Raw genomic sequence first — 17,947 nt, 5'->3', positions numbered from 1 at the left:
TGAGCGCCCCCTCGGGGGGCAGCGAGTACACGAAGTGACGAGCGTGGGGGCCCATTTACGTAGCCTCTTGGATGCAGCGCAGATAGTCCTTGGTGGCCGCGGCGTAGCCGAGCTCTAAGGCGTCCGAAACGAAGGCATGGCCAATCGAGACCTCGCGCACGTTGGGCACGGCCCGCAGGAATTCCGTGAGGTTGTCCCGGCTCAGGTCGTGACCGGCGTTGACTTCGAGACCGGCGGCCTGCGCGGCGCGCGCCGCCTGCACGTAGAGCTGCAGCACGGCATCCGCCCTGGAAGTGCCGCGCGAGGAGGCATAGCCTTCGGTGTAGAGCTCGATGCGATCGGCGCCGGCCGCCTTGGCCGCCGCCATCATGTCGGGCTCCGGATCCATGAACAGGCTCACGCGAACGCCCAGCGCCTTGGTTTCGGCGATCAGTGGGCGCAGTCGCTCGGCGTCGTAAGGAAAATTCCAGCCGTGGTCGCTGGTCGACTGGGTTTCGCTGTCGGGCACGAAAGTGGCCTGGTGCGGGCGCAGCTCGCGCACGAAATCCATCAGGTTGTGGAAAGGGTTGCCCTCGATGTTGAACTCGGCCTGCGGCCAGTCCTTGGCCAGCAGCCCCGAGAGGTCATGCACGTCCCGCGGGCGGATGTGGCGTTCGTCCGGCCTGGGGTGCACGGTGATGCCGTGCGCGCCGGCGTCCAGGCACAGCGCAGCGGCGAAGAGCACGCTCGGGATCCCGAGATGCCGGGTGTTGCGCACCAGCGCAACCTTGTTGAGATTGATCGACAGGGAAGTGCTCATAGGGCTTGCAAATCTCTCATCATCTGGCGCGTGCGCAGCATGCTCACGCCGCAATGGTAGTTGAGCAGCGTGCGCAGCTGGTTGCGCAAGGCACTGTTGGTGCCGGCGTTCATCAGGGCGACCAGGCGCAGCGTGGCGGGGAACGGCGCTCGGTCCCCGAGCGCGCGCTCCAAGGCCTGCCATTCGGCGCCGCTCAACGCGGCTTCGTCGTCGGCAGCCTGGCGCAGGCCCGCTTCGGGCACCAGGGTGTAGCGCATCTCGGCCTGCAGCGGCGCCAGCGTGAGGGTCTGGGCATCGAGCGCCGGCAGCAGTCCGACCTCGCGCAGCAGCAGAAGCTCGAAGGCGCGCAGCGCCGCCGCCTGGGTGGCGGCCTGGGCGTCCGCATGGTCGCCCGCCAGCACCTGCACCGCACCGGCATAGGCGTCGAACAGCGCCTCGTGCGCGTCGTCCCGGGCCAGCAAGCGCAGCAGGAGCTCGTTGAGGTAGTAGCCCGACAGCAGGGCCTCGCCGGTCGGCATCACGTGGCCGCCCATCCATTCGGCGGCCTTGAGCGTGCGGATCTCGGCGTCGCCGCCGTAGGAAAGCTGCAGAGGCTGCAGCGGCAGCAGCACCGGGCGAAAGTTGGAACTGGGCCGCTTGGCGCCTTTCGCCACCAGCGCGATGCGGCCGTGATGGCGGGTGAAGACCTCGAGGATCAGGCTGGACTCGCTCCAGTCGTAGCGGTGGAGCACGTAGGCCGGCTCGTGCGAAATGCGGTGCGCGGCGGCCATCTCAGCCTCCCACGCTGGCCAACGGATGACTCACTCGTAGCCGAAGGAGCGGACGCGAGCCTCGTCGTCCGCCCACCCGGAACGCACCTTGACCCAGAGTTCCAGGAACACCTTGGCATCCGCCAGCTTCTCGAGCTCCTGCCGCGTCTCGGTGCCGATGCGCTTGATGCGTTCGCCCTTGTCGCCGATCACCATCGCCTTGTGGCCGTCGCGCTCGACGACGATCGTGGCGGCGATCCGCAGCAGGCGCTTCTGGCCCTTGCGCGCAGGCGGCTCTTCCTCGAACTTGTCGATCACGACGGTCGAGGTGTAGGGCAGCTCGTCGCCGGTGAGGCGGAACAGCTTTTCGCGCACCAGCTCGCTCGCGAGGAAGCGTTCGCTGCGATCGGTGAGTTCGTCTTCGGCATACCACCAAGCCTGCTCGGGCAGGTACTTTTCGCAAATGCCGAACAGGCGCTCGATGTCCTTCGGGTTCTTGGCCGACATGGGGACGAACTCGGCGAAGGCGTGTTTCTGCTGCATCGTCTGCAACCAAGGCGCGATGTCGCCCCGGCGATGCACGTTGTCGAGCTTGTTGGCGATCAGCACCGTCGGAATGCCGGCGCCGAGCAGTTTGAGCACGCGTTCGTCGGCCGGCGTGAAGCTGCCGGCTTCCACCACGAACAGGATCAGGTCCACGTCCGACACCGCGCCCACCACCGTCTTGTTGAGGGACCGATTGAGCGCGTTGGCATGCAGCGTCTGGAATCCCGGGGTATCGACGAAGACGAACTGCGTCGACCCCAGCGTGCGCATGCCGGTGATGCGGTGGCGCGTGGTCTGCGCCTTGCGCGAGGTGATGCTGATCTTCTGGCCGACCAGCGCGTTCAGCAAGGTCGACTTGCCGACGTTGGGCTTGCCGACGATTGCCACCAGGCCGCAGCGCTGCGAAGGATTCGGCCCCGCGGCGTCCTCGCCTTCTGCGGGAGGGATGGTGACGGAATCGATGGGGTCGTCGTTCATGAGGGTGCCTTTGCCGCGCTGCGCGCCTTGAGCCGGATCAACATGGCCGCCGCGGCGGCCTGCTCACCGGCGCGGCGCGAGCCGCCGATGCCGCGTTCGCTGAGGCCCAGATCGGGCACCGCGCATTCGACATCGAAAGTCTGCTTGTGCGCCGCGCCCAGCGTGCCGACCACGCGATAGACCGGCAGCTTCATTTTGTGACCCTGCAGCCATTCCTGCAATTCGGTCTTCGGGTCCTTGGCCACCGCCTCCATGCGCGGCGTGATCGCCACCGATTCGTAGAGCCGGCGCACCAGCGCCTGCGCCGGGCCATAGCCGGCGTCGAGGTAGACGGCGCCGATCAGGGCCTCGAGCGCGTCGGCCAGGATCGAGGGCCGGTTCGGGCCACCCGAGCGCGCCTCGCCCTCGCCGAGCCGCAGCAGAGGGGACAGCGCGAGCTTGAGCGCCAGTTGGTGCAGCGTCTCCTGCTTGACCAGGTTGGCCCGCACGCGGGAGAGATCGCCTTCGGGCAATTCCGACAGGCGCTCGTAGAGAAGGTGGGCGACGGCCAGGTTCAGCACCGAATCGCCCAGGAACTCGAGCCGCTCGTTGTGGTCGGCCGAAAAGCTGCGATGCGTCAGCGCAAGCTGGAGCAGCCGCGCGTCCGAGAACGAATGCTGGAGGCGCGCCTGCAACGCGGCAAGACCACCTTCGTTCACAGTGCGGTCGACGCCGGGCCGGCGTGGGCGTGGGCGTGGGGGCGTTTCATCCTAGCGGGACTGGCCCTTGTATTTCAGCAGCAGGAAAGCCGGGCCAAACAGATGAATTTCGCGCTCGTAGGAATAAGACACCACGACCTTGTCGCCGACCTTCTGCACGTCGAGGTCCTTGCCGGTGACCGATTTGAAGTCGTCGATGGCCTGCGCACGATCGAAGATGGCACGGACTTCGGGCACCGTCGTGCCTTCCTTGGCCTTGTTGGCGGCCTTGTCGATCGCCTGGTATTCGATCAGGGTCGGGATCACCTGCGCGGCAACCACGCCCAGGCAGGCCAGCACGCCCGCGACGAACAGCAGCCCGATGAACGAGATGCCGCGCTGACCCCGTTTGGATTGACTTCTTGCTCTCATGCCCTCTGTCCCTCGAATGAAAAGCTCGATTATTGGAATCCGCCGATGCGCTTGAGATTGCCGAAATTCATCCAGACGAAGAAGGCCTTGCCCACGATGTTCTTGTCCGGAACGAAACCCCAATAGCGCGAGTCGAGCGAATTGTCGCGGTTGTCGCCCATCATGAAATACTGGCCCGCGGGCACCTTGCACACCACGCCCTCGACACTGTAGCGGCAATTTTCCTGATTCGGGAACGCCATGATCTCGACCTCCGAGAGTCCCGCGCGTCGAGTGTCGTCGTTGAGCAGCCTGTGCTCCTTGCCGCCCAGGTTCTCGGAATACTGCTTGAGGTAGCGCATCGCCTCCTCGTCGAAATAGTCGGGCACCGGCTGCTTGTTGACCGGCTGGCCATTGATGGTGAGCTTCTTGTTGAGGTAGGCCACCTCGTCGCCGGGCACGCCGATCACGCGCTTGATGTAGTCCATGCTCGGCTTGGGCGGGTAGCGGAACACCATCACGTCACCGCGCGCCGGCGGCGTGCCGTCGGTCATCTTGGTGTTGATGACCGGCAGCCGCAGGCCGTAGGTGAACTTGTTCACCAGGATCAGGTCGCCGGTGAGCAGGGTCGGCATCATCGAGCCCGAAGGAATCTTGAAGGGTTCGAACAGGAAGGAACGCAGCAGGAACACGGCCAGGATCACCGGGAACAGGCCCGCGGTCCAGTCGAGCCACCACGGCTGCATGACCAGACGCTCGCGCGCCTTGGTGTCCACGGTGTCGACCTGCGTGATGCCCTGGCGAGCCAGCTCTTCGCGGCGCTGGGCCAGCGATGCATCCAGGGCATCGGCTGCCTGCCGGCGCTTCGGCAGGAAATAGAAGCGCTCCGCCAGCCAGTAGAGGCCGGTGACGACGGTGGCCAGGAACAGCAGCAGCGCAAAGTTGCCTTCGACCGCGCCGAAGTACCAGGCACCGATATAGCCGACGAAAGCCGCGAGGATCAGGGAGGTGAGGAATGCCATTCTTCTTAGTCTTCGACTTGCAGGATGGCGAGGAAGGCCTCTTGCGGGACCTCGACCGAGCCGATCTGCTTCATTCTTTTTTTGCCCGCTTTCTGCTTCTCGAGCAGCTTCTTCTTGCGGGTGATATCGCCGCCGTAGCACTTGGCAAGCACGTTCTTGCGCAGCGCCTTGATTGTCTCACGCGCGATGATGTTGGCCCCGATGGCGGCCTGGATCGCGACGTCGAACATCTGGCGGCTGATGATCTCGCGCATCTTGGAAACGACCGCCCGGCCGCGGTACTGGCTCTGGCTGCGGTGCACGATGATCGACAGCGCATCGACCTTCTCGCCGTTGAGCAGGATGTCGACCTTCACGACATCCGAGGCGCGGTATTCCTTGAACTCGTAGTCCATCGACGCGTAGCCCCGGCTGACCGACTTCAGCTTGTCGAAGAAGTCCAGCACGATCTCGCCGAGCGGCATCTCGTAGGTCAACATGACCTGCCGGCCGTGGTAGGCCATGTTCATCTGGACGCCGCGCTTCTGGTTGGCCAGCGTCATCACGGCGCCGACGTACTCCTGTGGCATGTACAGATGCACGGTGACGATCGGCTCGCGGATCTCCGACATCTTGCCGACGTCGGGCATCTTGGACGGGTTCTCGACCATGATCACTTCGCCGTCGTTCTTCATGACCTGGTAGACCACGCTGGGCGCGGTCGTGATGAGGTCCTGGTCGAACTCGCGCTCGAGCCGCTCCTGCACGATCTCCATGTGCAGCAGGCCGAGAAAGCCGCAACGGAAGCCGAAGCCCAGCGCCTGCGATACCTCCGGCTCGTAGTGCAGCGAGGAATCGTTGAGCTTGAGCTTCTCGAGCGCGTCGCGCAGCGAGTCGTACTCGCTGGCTTCCGTCGGGTAGAGGCCGGCGAACACCTGCGGCTGGATTTCCTTGAAGCCGGGCAAGGCCTCGGTGGCCGTGGCGGCCGCGCCGCCCGTCCCGGCCTTGATCAGCGTGACCGTGTCGCCCACCTTCGCCGCCTGCAACTCCTTGATGCCGGCGATGATGAAGCCCACCTCGCCCGCTTCGAGCGATTGGCGAACTTCGGTCGCCGGAGTGAACACGCCGAGGTTGTCGGCGTTGTAGGTCGCACCCGACGCCATCATCTTGATGCGTTCGCCTTTCGCGAGGCGACCGTCGACCACGCGCACGAGCATCACGACGCCCACATACGCGTCGAACCAACTGTCGACGATCATCGCCCGCAATGCTGCGTCGGGGTTGCCTCGCGGCGCCGGCACCTTGGCCACGATGGCTTCGAGAATCTCGTCGATGCCCATGCCGGTCTTCGCCGAGCACGGGATCGCATCGGTCGCATCGATGCCGATCACGTCTTCGATTTCGGATTTCGCGTTGTCGGGATCAGCCTGCGGCAGATCCATCTTGTTGAGCACCGGCACCACCTCGACGCCGAGATCGAGCGCGGTGTAGCAGTTGGCAACGGTCTGCGCTTCGACGCCCTGGCTCGCGTCGACGACGAGCAGTGCGCCTTCGCATGCCGACAGCGAGCGGCTCACTTCATAAGAGAAGTCGACATGGCCCGGCGTGTCGATCAGATTGAGGTTGTAGACCTGCCCATCGCGCGCCTTGTAGTGCAATGCGGCGGTCTGTGCCTTGATGGTTATCCCACGCTCCTTCTCGATGTCCATCGAGTCGAGCACTTGCGCCTCCATCTCGCGTTCGGCGAGCCCGCCGCAGCGCTGGATCAAGCGGTCTGCAAGCGTTGACTTGCCATGATCGATGTGCGCAATGATCGAAAAGTTTCTGATGTGATTCATCAACGGGAACGCTTAAGTACTTGAATTGGCTCGTGCGCAGAAGGCGACAGGCAAGAAAAAAGGGCGCGTCCGCAAGAGACGCGCCCTGAACCAACAAGCAATGGCAACTGCAGTAGTTGGAACTTCATTGTAGGCAAAAAGGGGGGCGCGTACAGACAGGCCAAGGCCCCGGAACGGTCGTTGCAGGTCAGCAACATGGAACTTATAAACAACTTATCCACAGAATCGGTGGATCGATTTCTTAACAACTTGTGGGCGATCTGTGGAGCATCGGTGGACGGCCGAGAGGAATCTCGCATCGTGAAGAAGCCTGTCCGGCTTATGCGTCGACCTCTGGCCGATGAGGCCGTATTCTACTGAAAATCATCATTAGCCTCCCAACAAGTTAGTAAACGCAAACTAATTTAAGGGCCTCGAGGTGCCAAAAAAATTTTGTTTCGGCGGTTGCCAGAATGCGAAAGCGGCCGAAAAAAAGCCCCAAACCCGAGTGCCGGGTGGGGCCACTTGACGCCAAGCGCCAGATCAGCGTGAAGGTCGGATCAAGGCATATTGCGCCCAGTCGCCGCGGCGGAACAGCACGCTGACCGGCTTGGTCTTGTCTGCCTTCACCAGTGCGGCTTCGAACTCCTTGGCGTTGGCCACCTCGGTGTTGTTGATGGCCAGCACGATATCTCCCTCGCGCAGACCAGCCCGCGTGGCCGCGTCGGTGGCGGTGTCGATCTTCACGCCGCCTTTGAGTTTGAGCTCCTTCTTCTGCGCCTCGGTGAGGTCGCTGACCGCGAGCCCCATGGACTTGGCGGCGGCAGATGCCTGCGGCTTGGCTGCGGGCTCCTCTTTTTCGGCCGCCCGCTTGACGGGCTTGTCGGGCTCGATCTCCGCGATCGTCACGGCAAGATCGCGCGAATTGCCGCGACGGAACACGGTGAGCGAACTCTTGGTGCCGGGCTTGGTATTGCCCACGAGGCGCGGCAGATCGCTGGGCTTCTCGATGGCCTTGCCGTCGAACTTGGTGATGATGTCGCCCGGCTCGATGCCGGCCTTCTCGCCCGGCGAGCCGGCCTCGACCCCGCGCACCAAGGCACCCTGCGCCTTCCCAAGGCCGATGGATTCGGCCACGTCCTTCGTGACCTGGTCGATCTGCACGCCGATGCGTCCGCGCGAAACGCGGCCGTTCGCGCGCAGCTGGTCGCTTACGCGGATCGCTTCGTCGATCGGGATCGAGAACGAGATGCCCATGAAGCCGCCCGAGCGCGAGTAGATCTGGCTGTTGATCCCGACCACTTCACCGCGCATGTTGATCAACGGGCCGCCCGAGTTGCCGGGGTTGATGGCGACGTCCGTCTGGATGAAAGGCAAATAGTCGCCGGTGTCGCGCTGCTTGGCGCTCACGATGCCCGCAGTCACGGTGTTCTCGAGACCGAAGGGCGAACCGATGGCCATCACCCATTCGCCGACGCGCAGCCTGGAGATGTCGCCGACCTTGACCGCCGGCAGACCGGTTGCCTCGATCTTCACGACCGCAACGTCGGTGCGCTTGTCCGCGCCGATCAGCCTGGCCTTGAATTCGCGCTTGTCGACAAGCGTCACCAGCACCTCGGATGCGCCATCAACGACGTGCGCGTTGGTCATGACGAAACCGTCGGTCGTCAGGATGAAGCCGGAACCCACGCCGCGCGGGCGCTCTTCTTCCTGAGGCTGCTGGGGCCGGTTCGGACGCGGCCCCTGGCGCGGAATGTTCGGCATCGGCTGGCCGAAGAAGCGGCGGAAGAATTCCTGCATCTCCTCGTCCATCTCGGCGTTGCCGCTGCGCTGCGCCACCTTTTCGACGGTCCGGATATTGACCACCGAAGGTCCGACCTGATCGACCAGATCGGTGAAATCCGGGAGAACACGGGCTTGCGCATGCGCGGGCGCGACGGGCAGCAGCGCAGCGCCGGAGGCCAGCGCGAGCACGCCGGCCATCAGGAATGAACGGATTTTGTTCTTCTCGAACTTGAACATCATCGGTTTCCTTCGTTTGAGAGACCTGTAAACAACAACGATCAATATGGCGACTCAACGCGCGCGAACAAGACTTTGCGCAAACGCATCGAGCGTTTGCGGCGGCACTTCTCCGACGGCAGTCAGCCACCAGTCGCCATCCTTGCCCGGCAGCCGGCGCGTCAGCGTGTAGGTGGCACCGAGCGCCAGCAGGACTTCCCGCGGCTGGCGCTGCGCGTCGTAGGGCTCGACGAACAGCGAGACCGACGCAAGGCCATCGGAAAAAGTCCACTGCATCGTGTGCCCCTGCGCAGCGCTTCCTGCAACCCCCGCGGGACGCCGATAGCAGCTGACCGGCTTGAAGCCGGCGATGGGCGCGCGCAGCGACCACCCCTCTTTCGTGGCCGTGGTGCGCTCGAGCTCGGATTTCTCTACGCGATAACCCGCGGTGCTGCCCATCATCTGTGCAAGGGCTTGCGCTTTGACCGGCGGGTCGAGCTGAAGTTCGGAAAATGCGGACTGTTCGATCACGCGGTTCTCACCGTCGATGGTCTGCAGCTTCACCACCAAGCCCGATCGGCGCTCGCTCCAGACGCGGTAGCCGAAACGCAGCCCGTCGCGCGGCTCCAACTGCACCACGTCGGCATCGAAGCCCGCGACGCGGTCCTTGCCCAGCACGCGTGCACCGTAGAGGTCGCCGATGGAGGAGTCGGGGGTACCGAGCAGGTTCGGGAACAGCTCGAGGTTTTCGCGCTTCTCGCTCTTCACGACCTTCGTCTCAGGCAGAAAGGTCATCACGTGGTCGTTGCGCCTGAAGGTTGAGCGCGGCGGCCCAGACAAGGCCTCAATGCGCTCCATCTGGAGGGCACCCTCGCACACATGCCAGATGCGGGCACTCGACAGACTGCCGGCGGGTGCCGATACAACGAAAGTTCCGACGTAAGAACGCTGCCGCGAAGCGGCATGCATACGCTGCAACCACTCGACCACGCCCAAGGTCGGCGTCTCGCCGCCGGCCGGGCTGACCGAACTCTTCACTGACGGCGAGGGCGTCCGGTTCTGAGCCATCACGGCCTGTGCCACGCAAAGCGCGGCAACGAGAACCACAGCACCACGCGCGGAAATCGGCATCGCAACGGTCATTGCAAGGGCTGCGGACGCGTGATCAACGCGATGGCCCATCGAAGGTGGCGTTGCGCAGGAAGCCGGAAGGCATCTGCGAGGCACCGCCCGCTTGCTGGTGCGCTTCGAGCAACTGATCCAGCCGCGGATCACGCAGCATGACCTGCGGATTGCCATTTCCGACGATGACCCGCATCGGCGCGAGGTTGGAGGGCGTCTGCTGCGAAGAATTCGACGCAGCGAGCACCGAACTCGAGCCTTGCTGTTGCGCCAGTTGCGCAGCGGCCGGCTGCGGGCCGGTGCTCCCAATCCAGTTCCAACCGATGGCCGCTGCAGCCGCCAGCGATGCCGCACCGGCCACGAGCTTCCATCGGAACACCGGTTCGTTGGCGGCCTCGACATGGTGCACGACGGGCTTTACCACCTCGGGCGCCAGCATCGGGGCGGACGGCTCGGCCGCCAGCCGCTGCTGGAGCCGCGACAGGAACACCGAGGTATCGCTGCAGGCGGAGTGCACGCCGGAACGCAACACTTCCCCGACCAGATGATAGGTATGCCAGGTCGCGCGCAGATCGTCGTCCGTGCAGACCTTCTCGATCACCTGTGCGAACTCGTCGTCCCGCAGATGGCCGTCGGCCAGCGCGGAAATCTGTTCATGGACTGTGCTTGTGTGCTTCATTTCATTCACCTGCTTACCAACGCTTGCCGGACTGGTTGTCCAGCAGCGGCTTGACCCTTGCCGAAATAGCTTCGCGGGCCCGGAAAATCCGCGAGCGTACGGTACCGATCGGACAATTCATCACCTCGGCGATCTCTTCGTAGCTCATGCCTTCGATCTCGCGCAGGGTCACCGCCTGCCGCAGCTCGGCCGGCAGTGCTTCCATTGCAGCTTCGACGGCGGCCGCGATTTCGTTGGCGGCCATGACGGATTCGGGCGTCTCGTCGCTGATTGGTTCGTTTCCGGGCCGGTAAGTTTCATCCTCGTCCTCAGAAGACGAACGCAATGCGCTCTCAGAAACGGTCGGATCGCGTTTCATGTCCACCAGGGCCTTCTTGGCGGTATTGACGGCGATGCGGTAGAGCCAGGTGTAAAACTGCGCCTCGCCCCTGAACTGGTGCAGGGCGCGGTAGGCGCGGATGAAGGTCTCCTGCGCGATGTCCTCTACCAGGTTCACGTCGCGCACCATGCGGCCGATGAGCCGTTCGATCCGGCGCTGGTACTTGATGACGAGCAGTTCGAAAGCCTTCTGATCGCCTGCGATCGTGCGCTGGACCAGTTGAAAGTCGACCTCCCCGGGCCTCACCTCTGCAGGGGGCGCATCGGTCAAGCCGGTGTCGGGCGGCACGGGCGGTGGAGAGGCTGTCATGAAAGAGGATGGTGCGAGCCGGATGCCGCTGGCTGCCGGGACTCGGCAACCGGGCCGGCCAGCGGGGCGCGCGAATATACCGCACGGCGCAGATCCTGCCAGCGCTTCGGCAGAGTGCTCCGGTCGAGCCAGGCCCAGCGTCGCACACGACGCGCTTCGGTCAGGCACAGGAGCAGCGAAGATTGGAAATCCAGGGCGACTTTCACCCCCGCTCGCAACCCCGCAGAGTCCGCAAGCGACCAATGCCGGCCGTCGAAGCTCAGTTCCGTGAACGCGGTGCATCGCAGCGTGCTCCGCCATGCCGCAGCGCCGGCCCCGACGACGCTGAGCGCCAGCAGCCCGATCCGCCAATCCGGGTCGTCGAGCCGATAGCACGCTGCGGCCGCGCAGCACGCGCCGCAGGCCCAGATGATCGAGAGCAACCGATCAGCGTTGCGCGAACGGCCCACCGGATAACTCACCGATGGGGCGTCGTGCATGGGTCAAGGAAAATCAAGCGCGCTTGAACACCAGCGTGCCGTTGGTGCCGCCGAAGCCGAAGTTGTTCTTGACCGCGACGTCGATCTTGAGATCGCGCGCCTCATTGGCGCAGTAATCGAGATCGCACTCCGGATCTTGATTGAAGATGTTGATCGTCGGCGGACTTTTCTGGTGATGCACAGCCAGCACGGTAAACACCGACTCGATGCCGCCGGCACCGCCGAGCAAGTGGCCGGTCATCGACTTGGTCGAGTTCACCACCAGCTTCTTGGCATGGTCGCCAAAAGCATTCTTGATCGCATTGGTTTCGTTGATGTCGCCGATCTGCGTCGAGGTGCCATGCGCGTTCAGGTATTGGACCTGATCGGCGTTGACGCCCGCATTCTTCAAGGCCATGTCCATCGAGCGGCGGGGTCCGTCGACATCGGGCGCGGTCATGTGGAAGGCGTCGGCGCTCATGCCGAAGCCGGACACTTCGGCGTAGATCTTGGCGCCGCGCGCCTTGGCGTGCTCGTACTCCTCGAGCACCAGTACGCCGGCACCCTCACCGAGCACGAAACCGTCGCGGTCGCGATCCCAGGGGCGCGACGCCGTGGCCGGATCTTCGTTGCGGGTGGACAGTGCGCGCGCCGCGGCAAAGCCCCCGATACCGAGCGGCGACACCGTGGATTCCGAGCCGCCTGCAATCATCACATCGGCATCGCCGTACTCGATCATCCGAGCAGACGTACCAATCGCATGCAAACCGGTCGTGCAGGCAGTGACGATCGCGATGTTCGGGCCCTTGAAGCCATATTTGATGGACACGTGGCCGGAGATCATGTTGATGATCGATGCCGGCACGAAGAACGGCGACACGCGGCGCGGGCCGCGGTTGGTCAGTTCGCCGTGCGTGGCCTCGATCATGGGGAGTCCCCCGATCCCCGAGCCGATGTTGCAGCCGATGCGAACGGCTTCTTCATAGCTCAGGGCCTCGCCGGTCGGCAAGCCGCTGTCCTGCACCGCCTGGATCGCAGCAGCGAGCCCGAGATGGATGAAGCGATCCATGTGGCGCGCTTCCTTCTCGGGAATGTATTGCGTGATGTCGAAGCCCTTGACCTCGCCCGCGAACTTGCAGGCAAAGGCGCTCACATCGAACTTGGTGATGGTGTCGACGCCCGACTTCCCGGCCAGCAGATTGGCCCAGGACTCGGCGACAGTGTTTCCGACAGGGGCAATGCAACCAAGCCCAGTGACGACGACGCGGCGTTTGGTCATGCCGGCAAACCTTTCTGGAAGCACTGAGGCCGTTGTGCGGCGCGTGCCTTGGAAGCCGCGGGCCGGAACGGAAACTCAGCGTGGCCGATATCAGGCCTTTTGATTCTTGGTGGCGTAATCGACGGCGTTCTGGACAGTCGTGATCTTCTCGGCGTCTTCATCCGGGATCTCGATGCCAAATTCGTCTTCGAGTGCCATCACCAGTTCGACCGTGTCGAGCGAGTCAGCACCGAGGTCCGCCACGAAAGCCTTTTCATTGGTGACCTGGGACTCTTCAACGCCGAGTTGTTCGGCAATGATTTTCTTGACACGTGCTTCGATATCGCTCATTTGGTTCCCTCTGAGGGTTGTAGGTAATCGGTGGATTTTAGCCGGCCGCATTGTGGCATCCGCCCCAAGGCCGTACGGTAAAAGAATTGCGCTACTGCGCTTACATGTGCATGCCGCCGTTGACGTGCAGTTCCTGGCCCGTCACATAGGAGGCTTGGGGCGAAGCCAGGTAGGCAACGGCATGCGCGATGTCAGCCGGCTTGCCCAGGTGGCCGAGCGGGATCTGCGACAGCAGCGCTTGCTGCTGCGCCTCGGGCAGGCTGGCGGTCATGTCGGTCTCGATAAAGCCCGGCGCCACGCAGTTGACCGTGATGCTGCGGCTTCCGAGTTCGCGTGCCAACGCGCGCGTCATGCCCGCCACGCCAGCCTTGGCGGCCGCATAGTTGGCCTGGCCGGCGTTGCCGGAAGCGCCGACGACGCTGGTGATGCTGACGATCCGGCCGTAGCGCTGCTTCATCATGGGGCGGATCACCGCACGGGAAAGACGGAAAACGGCCTTGAGATTGGTGTCGAGCACCGCATCCCAATCCTCATCCTTGAGGCGCATGGCGAGCATGTCGCGGGTGATGCCGGCGTTGTTGACCAGCACATGGATCGCGCCATAGGTCTTGACGATCTCGTCGACCAGCGCTTCGACCGCCGGCCCATCATTGACGTCGAGCGCACACCCCCGCCCGCCATGGGCGGCGAGCGCGGCCGAGATCCTGTTCGCGCCTTCTTCGGTGGTGCCGGTCCCGATGACCATGAGACCGCGCTGGGCCAGTTCGAGCGCGATCGCCGCACCGATACCGCGCGAAGCGCCGGTGACCAATGCGACCTGGCCTTCGAATTTTGGAGTGCTCATAAAAGAATAATGTTGGAGCCCGGCGTTCAGCCGCCGAGCAGTTGTCTTGTTTCTGCGAGCGTTGCCGGGTCATACACCGAGGCCGCGGCGAGCTCGGGCGCAATGCGTTTGATCATGCCGGCAAGCACTCTGCCGGGGCCGCATTCAACGACGACCTCCACGCCACGCGCCTGCAAGGCCTGCACGCTTTCGACCCAGCGCACAGGACCCGCCGCTTGGCGCACCAACGCGTCGCGAATCCGGGCCGGGTCGGTTTCGACCGCCACGTCGATGTTGTTGAGGACGGGGATCTGGGGCGCGGCCAGGCTGAGCGATGCCAGCCGCTCTTCCAGCGCTTCGGCGGCCGGCTTCATCAGGCTCGAATGGAAAGGCGCCGACACCGGCAACGGCAGTGCCCGCTTGGCGCCCTGGGCCTTGAGCACTTCGCAGGCCTTTTCGACCGCGGCCTTGCTGCCCGCGATCACGGTTTGCATCGGATCGTTGAAGTTCACCGCTTCGACGATTTCGGCGCTGCCGGTGCCGAACGAGGCTGTCACTTCGGCACAACCTGCTTTCACCTTGCCGGCATCCATGCCGAGGACCGCCGCCATGGCACCCGCCCCCACGGGCACGGCCTGCTGCATGGCGCGGGCGCGGAAACGCACCAGTGGCGCCGCCTGCGCGAGCGTCAAGACGCCGGATGCCACCAAGGCGGAATATTCGCCCAGCGAATGACCGGCAACGATCGAGGGCTTGGCGCCGCCTTCCGCCAACCAGGCCCGCCAGGACGCGATGCCGGCGACCAGCATCACGGGCTGCGTATTCGTAGTGAGCGCCAGCGCCTCCTTGGGGCCCTCGTGGATCAAGCGCGAAACATCTTCATCCAAGGCATCGGATGCTTCCTGCAGGGTCTCGGTCACGGCCGGATGGTCGCCCCATGCGTCGAGCATGCCGACCGCCTGCGAGCCCTGGCCGGGAAATACGAAAGCGAAGGATTTCATTGTTTTGCGTCTCCAATCGCGCGCGACTGCCCTCTTCGGGGGCAACGCGCTGCATTACATGGTCAACAGGACTGCGCCCCAAGTGAAGCCGCCGCCAACGCCTTCCAGCATCACCGTATCGCCCTTCTTCACCTTGCCTGCGCGCACCGCCTCGTCCAATGCCAAGGGGATAGAGGCTGCAGAGGTGTTGCCATGCTCGTTGACCGTCACGATCAGCTTCTCGAGCGGCAGCTTCAGCTTCCGCGCGGTGCCTTCCATGATGCGGATGTTGGCCTGATGGGGAATCAGCCAGTCGATGTCGGCATCGGTCTTGCCCGCCTTCTGCAAGGTGGCGCGTGCGGCCTCTTCCAGCACGCGTACGGCCAGCTTGAAAACAGCCTGCCCGTCCATGTGAAGCAGCGGCGTGCCGAGCACGTTGCCGCCCGAGACGTGGCCCGGCACGCAGAGGATGCCCACGTGCTTGCCATCGGCATGCAGGTCGCTGGCAAGAATCCCGGGCTCGTCGCTGGCCTCGAGCACCACGGCGCCGGCACCGTCACCGAACAGGACGCAGGTGGTGCGGTCGTTGAAGTCGAGGATGCGCGAAAAAACCTCAGCGCCGACGACCAGCGCGCACTTGGCGCTTCCGGTGCGGATCATGGCGTCGGCCACCGTCATCGCATAGACGAAGCCGCTGCACACCGCCTGTACGTCGAATGCAGGACAGCCCGCGATGCCCAACTTGTTTTGAAGAATGGCTGCCGACGACGGGAACACCATGTCAGGGGTCGAGGTCGCGACGATGATCAGGTCGACCTCGCCAGCACTGCGACCAGCCGCTTCCAGCGCATTCTTTGCGGCTTCCAGCCCCAGTTCGCTGCTCGTGACTTCGGGTGCGGCGAAGTGCCGAGCGCGAATGCCCGTGCGCTCGATGATCCATTGATCAGAGGTCTCGATGCCACGCGTGGCCAATTCGCGGGCGAGGTCGTCGTTGGTCACTCGGCGCGGGGGCAGGTAGCTGCCGGTGCCGGTGATGCGGGAAAAAGGAGTCATCAAACGTGGAGCGCCGCCGTGTCGACCGGCGTCGCCGGTTCTTGTCGCGCGAGGAGTGGCGCGGCGTGGGCGATGCGGGCCCGCACGCGATCGAGCAGGTTGTTGCGAGCGGCATCATAAGCGCGATCGAGCGCATGACCGAAGGCCACTTCGTCAGCCGAGCCATGGCTCTTGAAAACGAGTCCGCGCAGGCCGAGCAAGGCCGCGCCGTTGTACCGCCGATGGTCGAGGCGGCGTTTGAGGGCCTTTAGAACCGGATACGAGACGATCGCAGCAAATTTGCTGAAAATACCGCTGGAATACTCGATGCGAAGGAAGTCGACGATCATCGAAGCCACGCCCTCGGTGGCCTTCAATGTGACATTGCCAACAAAACCGTCACAGACGACGATGTCGGTCGTCCCTTTGAAAATGTCGTTACCCTCGACGTTGCCGTAGAAGTTCAAATCCTGGGAATTGGCCGCTTTCCGAAGCAATTGACTTGCTTTTTTGATCGTTTCGCTGCCCTTGATCGCCTCTTCGCCGACATTGAGAAGTCCAACGGACGGCGACTCGTTGCCCGTCAGGGCGGACACCAGCGCAGAACCCAACACGGCGAACTGCAACAGATCTTCAGCATCACAATCCACATTGGCGCCGAGATCGAGCACCGTTGTCGCCCCGCCCTTGCTGTTCGGAAGCTGAGGAGCGATGGCCGGTCTGTCGATACCATCCAAGGTCTTGAGCAAGTAACGAGCGATCGCCATCAAGGCGCCGGTGTTGCCAGCAGAAATCGCGGCCTGCGCGGCGCCGTCCTTCACTTGCTGAATCGCGACGCGCATCGAAGAATCTTTTTTCTTGCGCAGCGCGATCTCAATCGGGTCGTCCATTCCGACCACTTCGCTGGCGGGAATGACTCGGGCACGCGGATGCGAGAAGCCGGCCAGCGCTGCCGGGGCACCAACCAGCAGCAACGACGCTTCGGCGTGGCGATCGAGAAATGCGCGGCAGGCCGCAAGCGTGACGCGCGGACCGTGGTCTCCCCCCATGCAATCGACGGCAAGCGTGATTGCGGAGGGGGCAGGAGCGAATTCGGAAGGCGTGGCCATCAAAACAAAGGCCCGACGCTACAACAAAAGTAGCTTCGGGCCTTTGGCCTTGAAACTGGGATCAGGCTTCAGACTTGGTCTTGAGCACCTTGCGGCCGCGATAGAAGCCGTTCGGGCTAATGTGGTGGCGCAGATGCGTTTCGCCGGTGGTCGGCTCGACGGCAATGCCGGGCACGCCCAAAGCATTGTGGGAACGGTGCATGCCGCGCTTGGACGGCGACTTCTTGTTTTGCTGGACGGCCATGCTGGCTCCTGAAAGTATTCGGGTGAGTGGGTAAGCACGCGGGGCGGCCGTGAGGCCCTGTAGAACGCTCTAACGTCGACGGCGGCGCGCGTGAAGCCCATGATTATAGCCCAAGCTGAATAAGGAGCGCCAGCTCGATGTTTCGAGGCCTACTCCGGCTTGCGCGAACGCAACGCGCCGAGCACTGCGAAGGGATTCGGACGCGCGGCCTCGGCCGCCTCGAAATCGGGATCCGCAGCCGACAGCCGCACCGGCTCGGGACAACGTTCGTGCCGCGGTGTGGCCGGGATTTCCATGAGGAGCTCATCCTCGATCAAGGCATGGAGGTCGAAATCGCGGCTCGCGACCAGAACGTCCTCCTCGGAATCCTCGTCTTCGGCCGCTGCAATGGCTTCGTCTGCCGCGAAACGAAACCAGCGATCGACTTTCAGTTCGACTTCGACCGGGGTGAGGCAGCGCTGGCAGACCAGGGCCACCGTGGTCTGCGCCTCCAGGTGCAGCCAGGGGACTGGCGCTCCATCGGGACCATCGCGGCGGGCGCCTTCGGCCTGCCAGCGCACGCTCGCGTCGGTGGCCGGGGCGGCCACTTCAGCGCTCAAGCGCTGATAAGTCTGAAGGGGCTCGTTTCCCGAAACGGTAGCGGCCGCCTCGGCAAAGCCGTTCACGTCGAGCCGGCCTGGGGCAAATTCTCTGGTCATCGGCACCAGTCTAAACCGCTCGCGCAC

General features: G+C 63.9%; 20 protein-coding genes. All 20 read right to left on the bottom strand.

The window, feature by feature from the left end; translation table 11 throughout:
• Window positions 1-55 precede the first annotated feature (55 nt).
• The 20 genes from ACSQ9A_RS07235 to ACSQ9A_RS07140 all read right to left on the bottom strand — a co-directional run bounded on the left by ACSQ9A_RS07235 (window position 56) and on the right by ACSQ9A_RS07140 (window position 17,920).
• Entirely contained in the window at window positions 56-799 is a 744-nt protein-coding gene (locus tag ACSQ9A_RS07235; RefSeq protein WP_093106566.1) for a pyridoxine 5'-phosphate synthase, read from the bottom strand.
• Window positions 796-1,569, bottom strand: coding sequence for a DNA repair protein RecO (gene recO, locus ACSQ9A_RS07230; RefSeq protein ID WP_093106569.1), 774 nt, complete (start codon window positions 1,567-1,569; stop codon window positions 796-798). Before recO ends, ACSQ9A_RS07235 begins: the two co-directional genes overlap by 4 nt.
• Before the next feature lie 30 nt (window positions 1,570-1,599).
• Window positions 1,600-2,571, bottom strand: a complete 972-nt coding sequence (gene era, locus ACSQ9A_RS07225; protein ID WP_436303162.1) for a GTPase Era — start codon at window positions 2,569-2,571, stop codon at window positions 1,600-1,602.
• The gene (rnc, locus tag ACSQ9A_RS07220; protein ID WP_214701601.1) at window positions 2,568-3,269 is read right to left on the bottom strand and encodes a ribonuclease III; all 702 of its coding nucleotides are present in this window, start codon (window positions 3,267-3,269) and stop codon (window positions 2,568-2,570) included. The genes era and rnc overlap by 4 nt, the downstream gene beginning before the upstream one ends.
• Before the next feature lie 51 nt (window positions 3,270-3,320).
• Window positions 3,321-3,680, bottom strand: a complete 360-nt coding sequence (locus ACSQ9A_RS07215) for a DUF4845 domain-containing protein (RefSeq protein WP_093106579.1) — start codon at window positions 3,678-3,680, stop codon at window positions 3,321-3,323.
• Between the two features lie 29 nt (window positions 3,681-3,709).
• Window positions 3,710-4,681, bottom strand: coding sequence for a signal peptidase I (gene lepB / locus ACSQ9A_RS07210; RefSeq protein WP_093106582.1), 972 nt, complete (start codon window positions 4,679-4,681; stop codon window positions 3,710-3,712).
• Between the two features lie 5 nt (window positions 4,682-4,686).
• On the bottom strand, window positions 4,687-6,498 hold the full coding sequence (lepA, locus tag ACSQ9A_RS07205) for a translation elongation factor 4 (protein ID WP_093106585.1): 1,812 nt from the start codon (window positions 6,496-6,498) through the stop codon (window positions 4,687-4,689).
• Window positions 6,499-7,020: 522 nt separating this feature from the next.
• Window positions 7,021-8,502, bottom strand: a complete 1,482-nt coding sequence (locus tag ACSQ9A_RS07200) for a DegQ family serine endoprotease (protein WP_436303161.1) — start codon at window positions 8,500-8,502, stop codon at window positions 7,021-7,023.
• Window positions 8,503-8,553: 51 nt separating this feature from the next.
• A complete protein-coding gene (locus tag ACSQ9A_RS07195) occupies window positions 8,554-9,621 on the bottom strand; it encodes a MucB/RseB C-terminal domain-containing protein (RefSeq protein WP_436303160.1) in 1,068 nt (355 codons plus the stop codon).
• Window positions 9,622-9,643: 22 nt separating this feature from the next.
• The gene (locus ACSQ9A_RS07190; protein ID WP_093106592.1) at window positions 9,644-10,279 is read right to left on the bottom strand and encodes a sigma-E factor negative regulatory protein; all 636 of its coding nucleotides are present in this window, start codon (window positions 10,277-10,279) and stop codon (window positions 9,644-9,646) included.
• 13 nt (window positions 10,280-10,292) lie between these two features.
• Entirely contained in the window at window positions 10,293-10,967 is a 675-nt protein-coding gene (gene rpoE, locus ACSQ9A_RS07185) for an RNA polymerase sigma factor RpoE (protein WP_093106594.1), read from the bottom strand.
• Window positions 10,964-11,446, bottom strand: a complete 483-nt coding sequence (locus ACSQ9A_RS07180; RefSeq protein ID WP_436303159.1) for a hypothetical protein — start codon at window positions 11,444-11,446, stop codon at window positions 10,964-10,966. The genes rpoE and ACSQ9A_RS07180 overlap by 4 nt, the downstream gene beginning before the upstream one ends.
• Window positions 11,447-11,459: 13 nt before the next feature.
• Complete coding sequence (gene fabF / locus ACSQ9A_RS07175) at window positions 11,460-12,704, bottom strand: beta-ketoacyl-ACP synthase II (protein ID WP_093106598.1); 1,245 nt, start codon at window positions 12,702-12,704, stop codon at window positions 11,460-11,462.
• 90 nt (window positions 12,705-12,794) lie between these two features.
• Window positions 12,795-13,034, bottom strand: a complete 240-nt coding sequence (acpP, locus tag ACSQ9A_RS07170) for an acyl carrier protein (protein WP_007830471.1) — start codon at window positions 13,032-13,034, stop codon at window positions 12,795-12,797.
• A gap of 100 nt (window positions 13,035-13,134) precedes the next feature.
• Window positions 13,135-13,878 (bottom strand): 3-oxoacyl-ACP reductase FabG, encoded by a 744-nt coding sequence (gene fabG / locus ACSQ9A_RS07165; RefSeq protein ID WP_093106600.1) that lies wholly within the window; start codon window positions 13,876-13,878, stop codon window positions 13,135-13,137.
• 26 nt (window positions 13,879-13,904) lie between these two features.
• Complete coding sequence (gene fabD, locus ACSQ9A_RS07160) at window positions 13,905-14,858, bottom strand: ACP S-malonyltransferase (protein WP_436303158.1); 954 nt, start codon at window positions 14,856-14,858, stop codon at window positions 13,905-13,907.
• Between the two features lie 54 nt (window positions 14,859-14,912).
• Window positions 14,913-15,890, bottom strand: coding sequence for a beta-ketoacyl-ACP synthase III (locus tag ACSQ9A_RS07155; RefSeq protein ID WP_436303157.1), 978 nt, complete (start codon window positions 15,888-15,890; stop codon window positions 14,913-14,915).
• The gene (gene plsX / locus ACSQ9A_RS07150) at window positions 15,890-16,978 is read right to left on the bottom strand and encodes a phosphate acyltransferase PlsX (RefSeq protein ID WP_436303156.1); all 1,089 of its coding nucleotides are present in this window, start codon (window positions 16,976-16,978) and stop codon (window positions 15,890-15,892) included. Before plsX ends, ACSQ9A_RS07155 begins: the two co-directional genes overlap by 1 nt.
• 61 nt (window positions 16,979-17,039) lie before the next feature.
• Window positions 17,040-17,222: a 50S ribosomal protein L32 gene (gene rpmF / locus ACSQ9A_RS07145; RefSeq protein WP_028248601.1), complete on the bottom strand. Its 183-nt coding sequence runs from the start codon at window positions 17,220-17,222 to the stop codon at window positions 17,040-17,042.
• A gap of 149 nt (window positions 17,223-17,371) precedes the next feature.
• Complete coding sequence (locus tag ACSQ9A_RS07140; RefSeq protein ID WP_436306270.1) at window positions 17,372-17,920, bottom strand: YceD family protein; 549 nt, start codon at window positions 17,918-17,920, stop codon at window positions 17,372-17,374.
• Window positions 17,921-17,947: the final 27 nt, after the last annotated feature.

This window comes from Variovorax sp. LjRoot290, assembly GCF_964253985.1.
In the GTDB taxonomy this organism is placed as follows: domain Bacteria; phylum Pseudomonadota; class Gammaproteobacteria; order Burkholderiales; family Burkholderiaceae_C; genus Variovorax.
The sequence above is the reverse complement of the archived record's forward strand: the minus strand, read 5'-3'. Positions and strand labels throughout refer to the sequence as shown.

Bases quoted from the DNA above. Each gene is read 5' to 3' on its own strand.
- ACSQ9A_RS07235 (WP_093106566.1), bottom strand. From the start codon at position 799: ATGAGCACTTCCCTGTCGATCAATCTCAACAAGGTTGCGCTGGTGCGC.
- recO (WP_093106569.1), bottom strand. From the start codon at position 1,569: ATGGCCGCCGCGCACCGCATTTCGCACGAGCCGGCCTACGTGCTCCAC.
- era (WP_436303162.1), bottom strand. From the start codon at position 2,571: ATGAACGACGACCCCATCGATTCCGTCACCATCCCTCCCGCAGAAGGC.
- ACSQ9A_RS07215 (WP_093106579.1), bottom strand. From the start codon at position 3,680: ATGAGAGCAAGAAGTCAATCCAAACGGGGTCAGCGCGGCATCTCGTTC.
- lepB (WP_093106582.1), bottom strand. From the start codon at position 4,681: ATGGCATTCCTCACCTCCCTGATCCTCGCGGCTTTCGTCGGCTATATC.
- lepA (WP_093106585.1), bottom strand. From the start codon at position 6,498: ATGAATCACATCAGAAACTTTTCGATCATTGCGCACATCGATCATGGC.
- ACSQ9A_RS07200 (WP_436303161.1), bottom strand. From the start codon at position 8,502: ATGATGTTCAAGTTCGAGAAGAACAAAATCCGTTCATTCCTGATGGCC.
- ACSQ9A_RS07195 (WP_436303160.1), bottom strand. From the start codon at position 9,621: ATGACCGTTGCGATGCCGATTTCCGCGCGTGGTGCTGTGGTTCTCGTT.
- ACSQ9A_RS07190 (WP_093106592.1), bottom strand. From the start codon at position 10,279: ATGAAGCACACAAGCACAGTCCATGAACAGATTTCCGCGCTGGCCGAC.
- rpoE (WP_093106594.1), bottom strand. From the start codon at position 10,967: ATGACAGCCTCTCCACCGCCCGTGCCGCCCGACACCGGCTTGACCGAT.
- ACSQ9A_RS07180 (WP_436303159.1), bottom strand. From the start codon at position 11,446: ATGCACGACGCCCCATCGGTGAGTTATCCGGTGGGCCGTTCGCGCAAC.
- fabF (WP_093106598.1), bottom strand. From the start codon at position 12,704: ATGACCAAACGCCGCGTCGTCGTCACTGGGCTTGGTTGCATTGCCCCT.
- acpP (WP_007830471.1), bottom strand. From the start codon at position 13,034: ATGAGCGATATCGAAGCACGTGTCAAGAAAATCATTGCCGAACAACTC.
- fabG (WP_093106600.1), bottom strand. From the start codon at position 13,878: ATGAGCACTCCAAAATTCGAAGGCCAGGTCGCATTGGTCACCGGCGCT.
- fabD (WP_436303158.1), bottom strand. From the start codon at position 14,858: ATGAAATCCTTCGCTTTCGTATTTCCCGGCCAGGGCTCGCAGGCGGTC.
- ACSQ9A_RS07155 (WP_436303157.1), bottom strand. From the start codon at position 15,890: ATGACTCCTTTTTCCCGCATCACCGGCACCGGCAGCTACCTGCCCCCG.
- plsX (WP_436303156.1), bottom strand. From the start codon at position 16,978: ATGGCCACGCCTTCCGAATTCGCTCCTGCCCCCTCCGCAATCACGCTT.
- rpmF (WP_028248601.1), bottom strand. From the start codon at position 17,222: ATGGCCGTCCAGCAAAACAAGAAGTCGCCGTCCAAGCGCGGCATGCAC.
- ACSQ9A_RS07140 (WP_436306270.1), bottom strand. From the start codon at position 17,920: ATGACCAGAGAATTTGCCCCAGGCCGGCTCGACGTGAACGGCTTTGCC.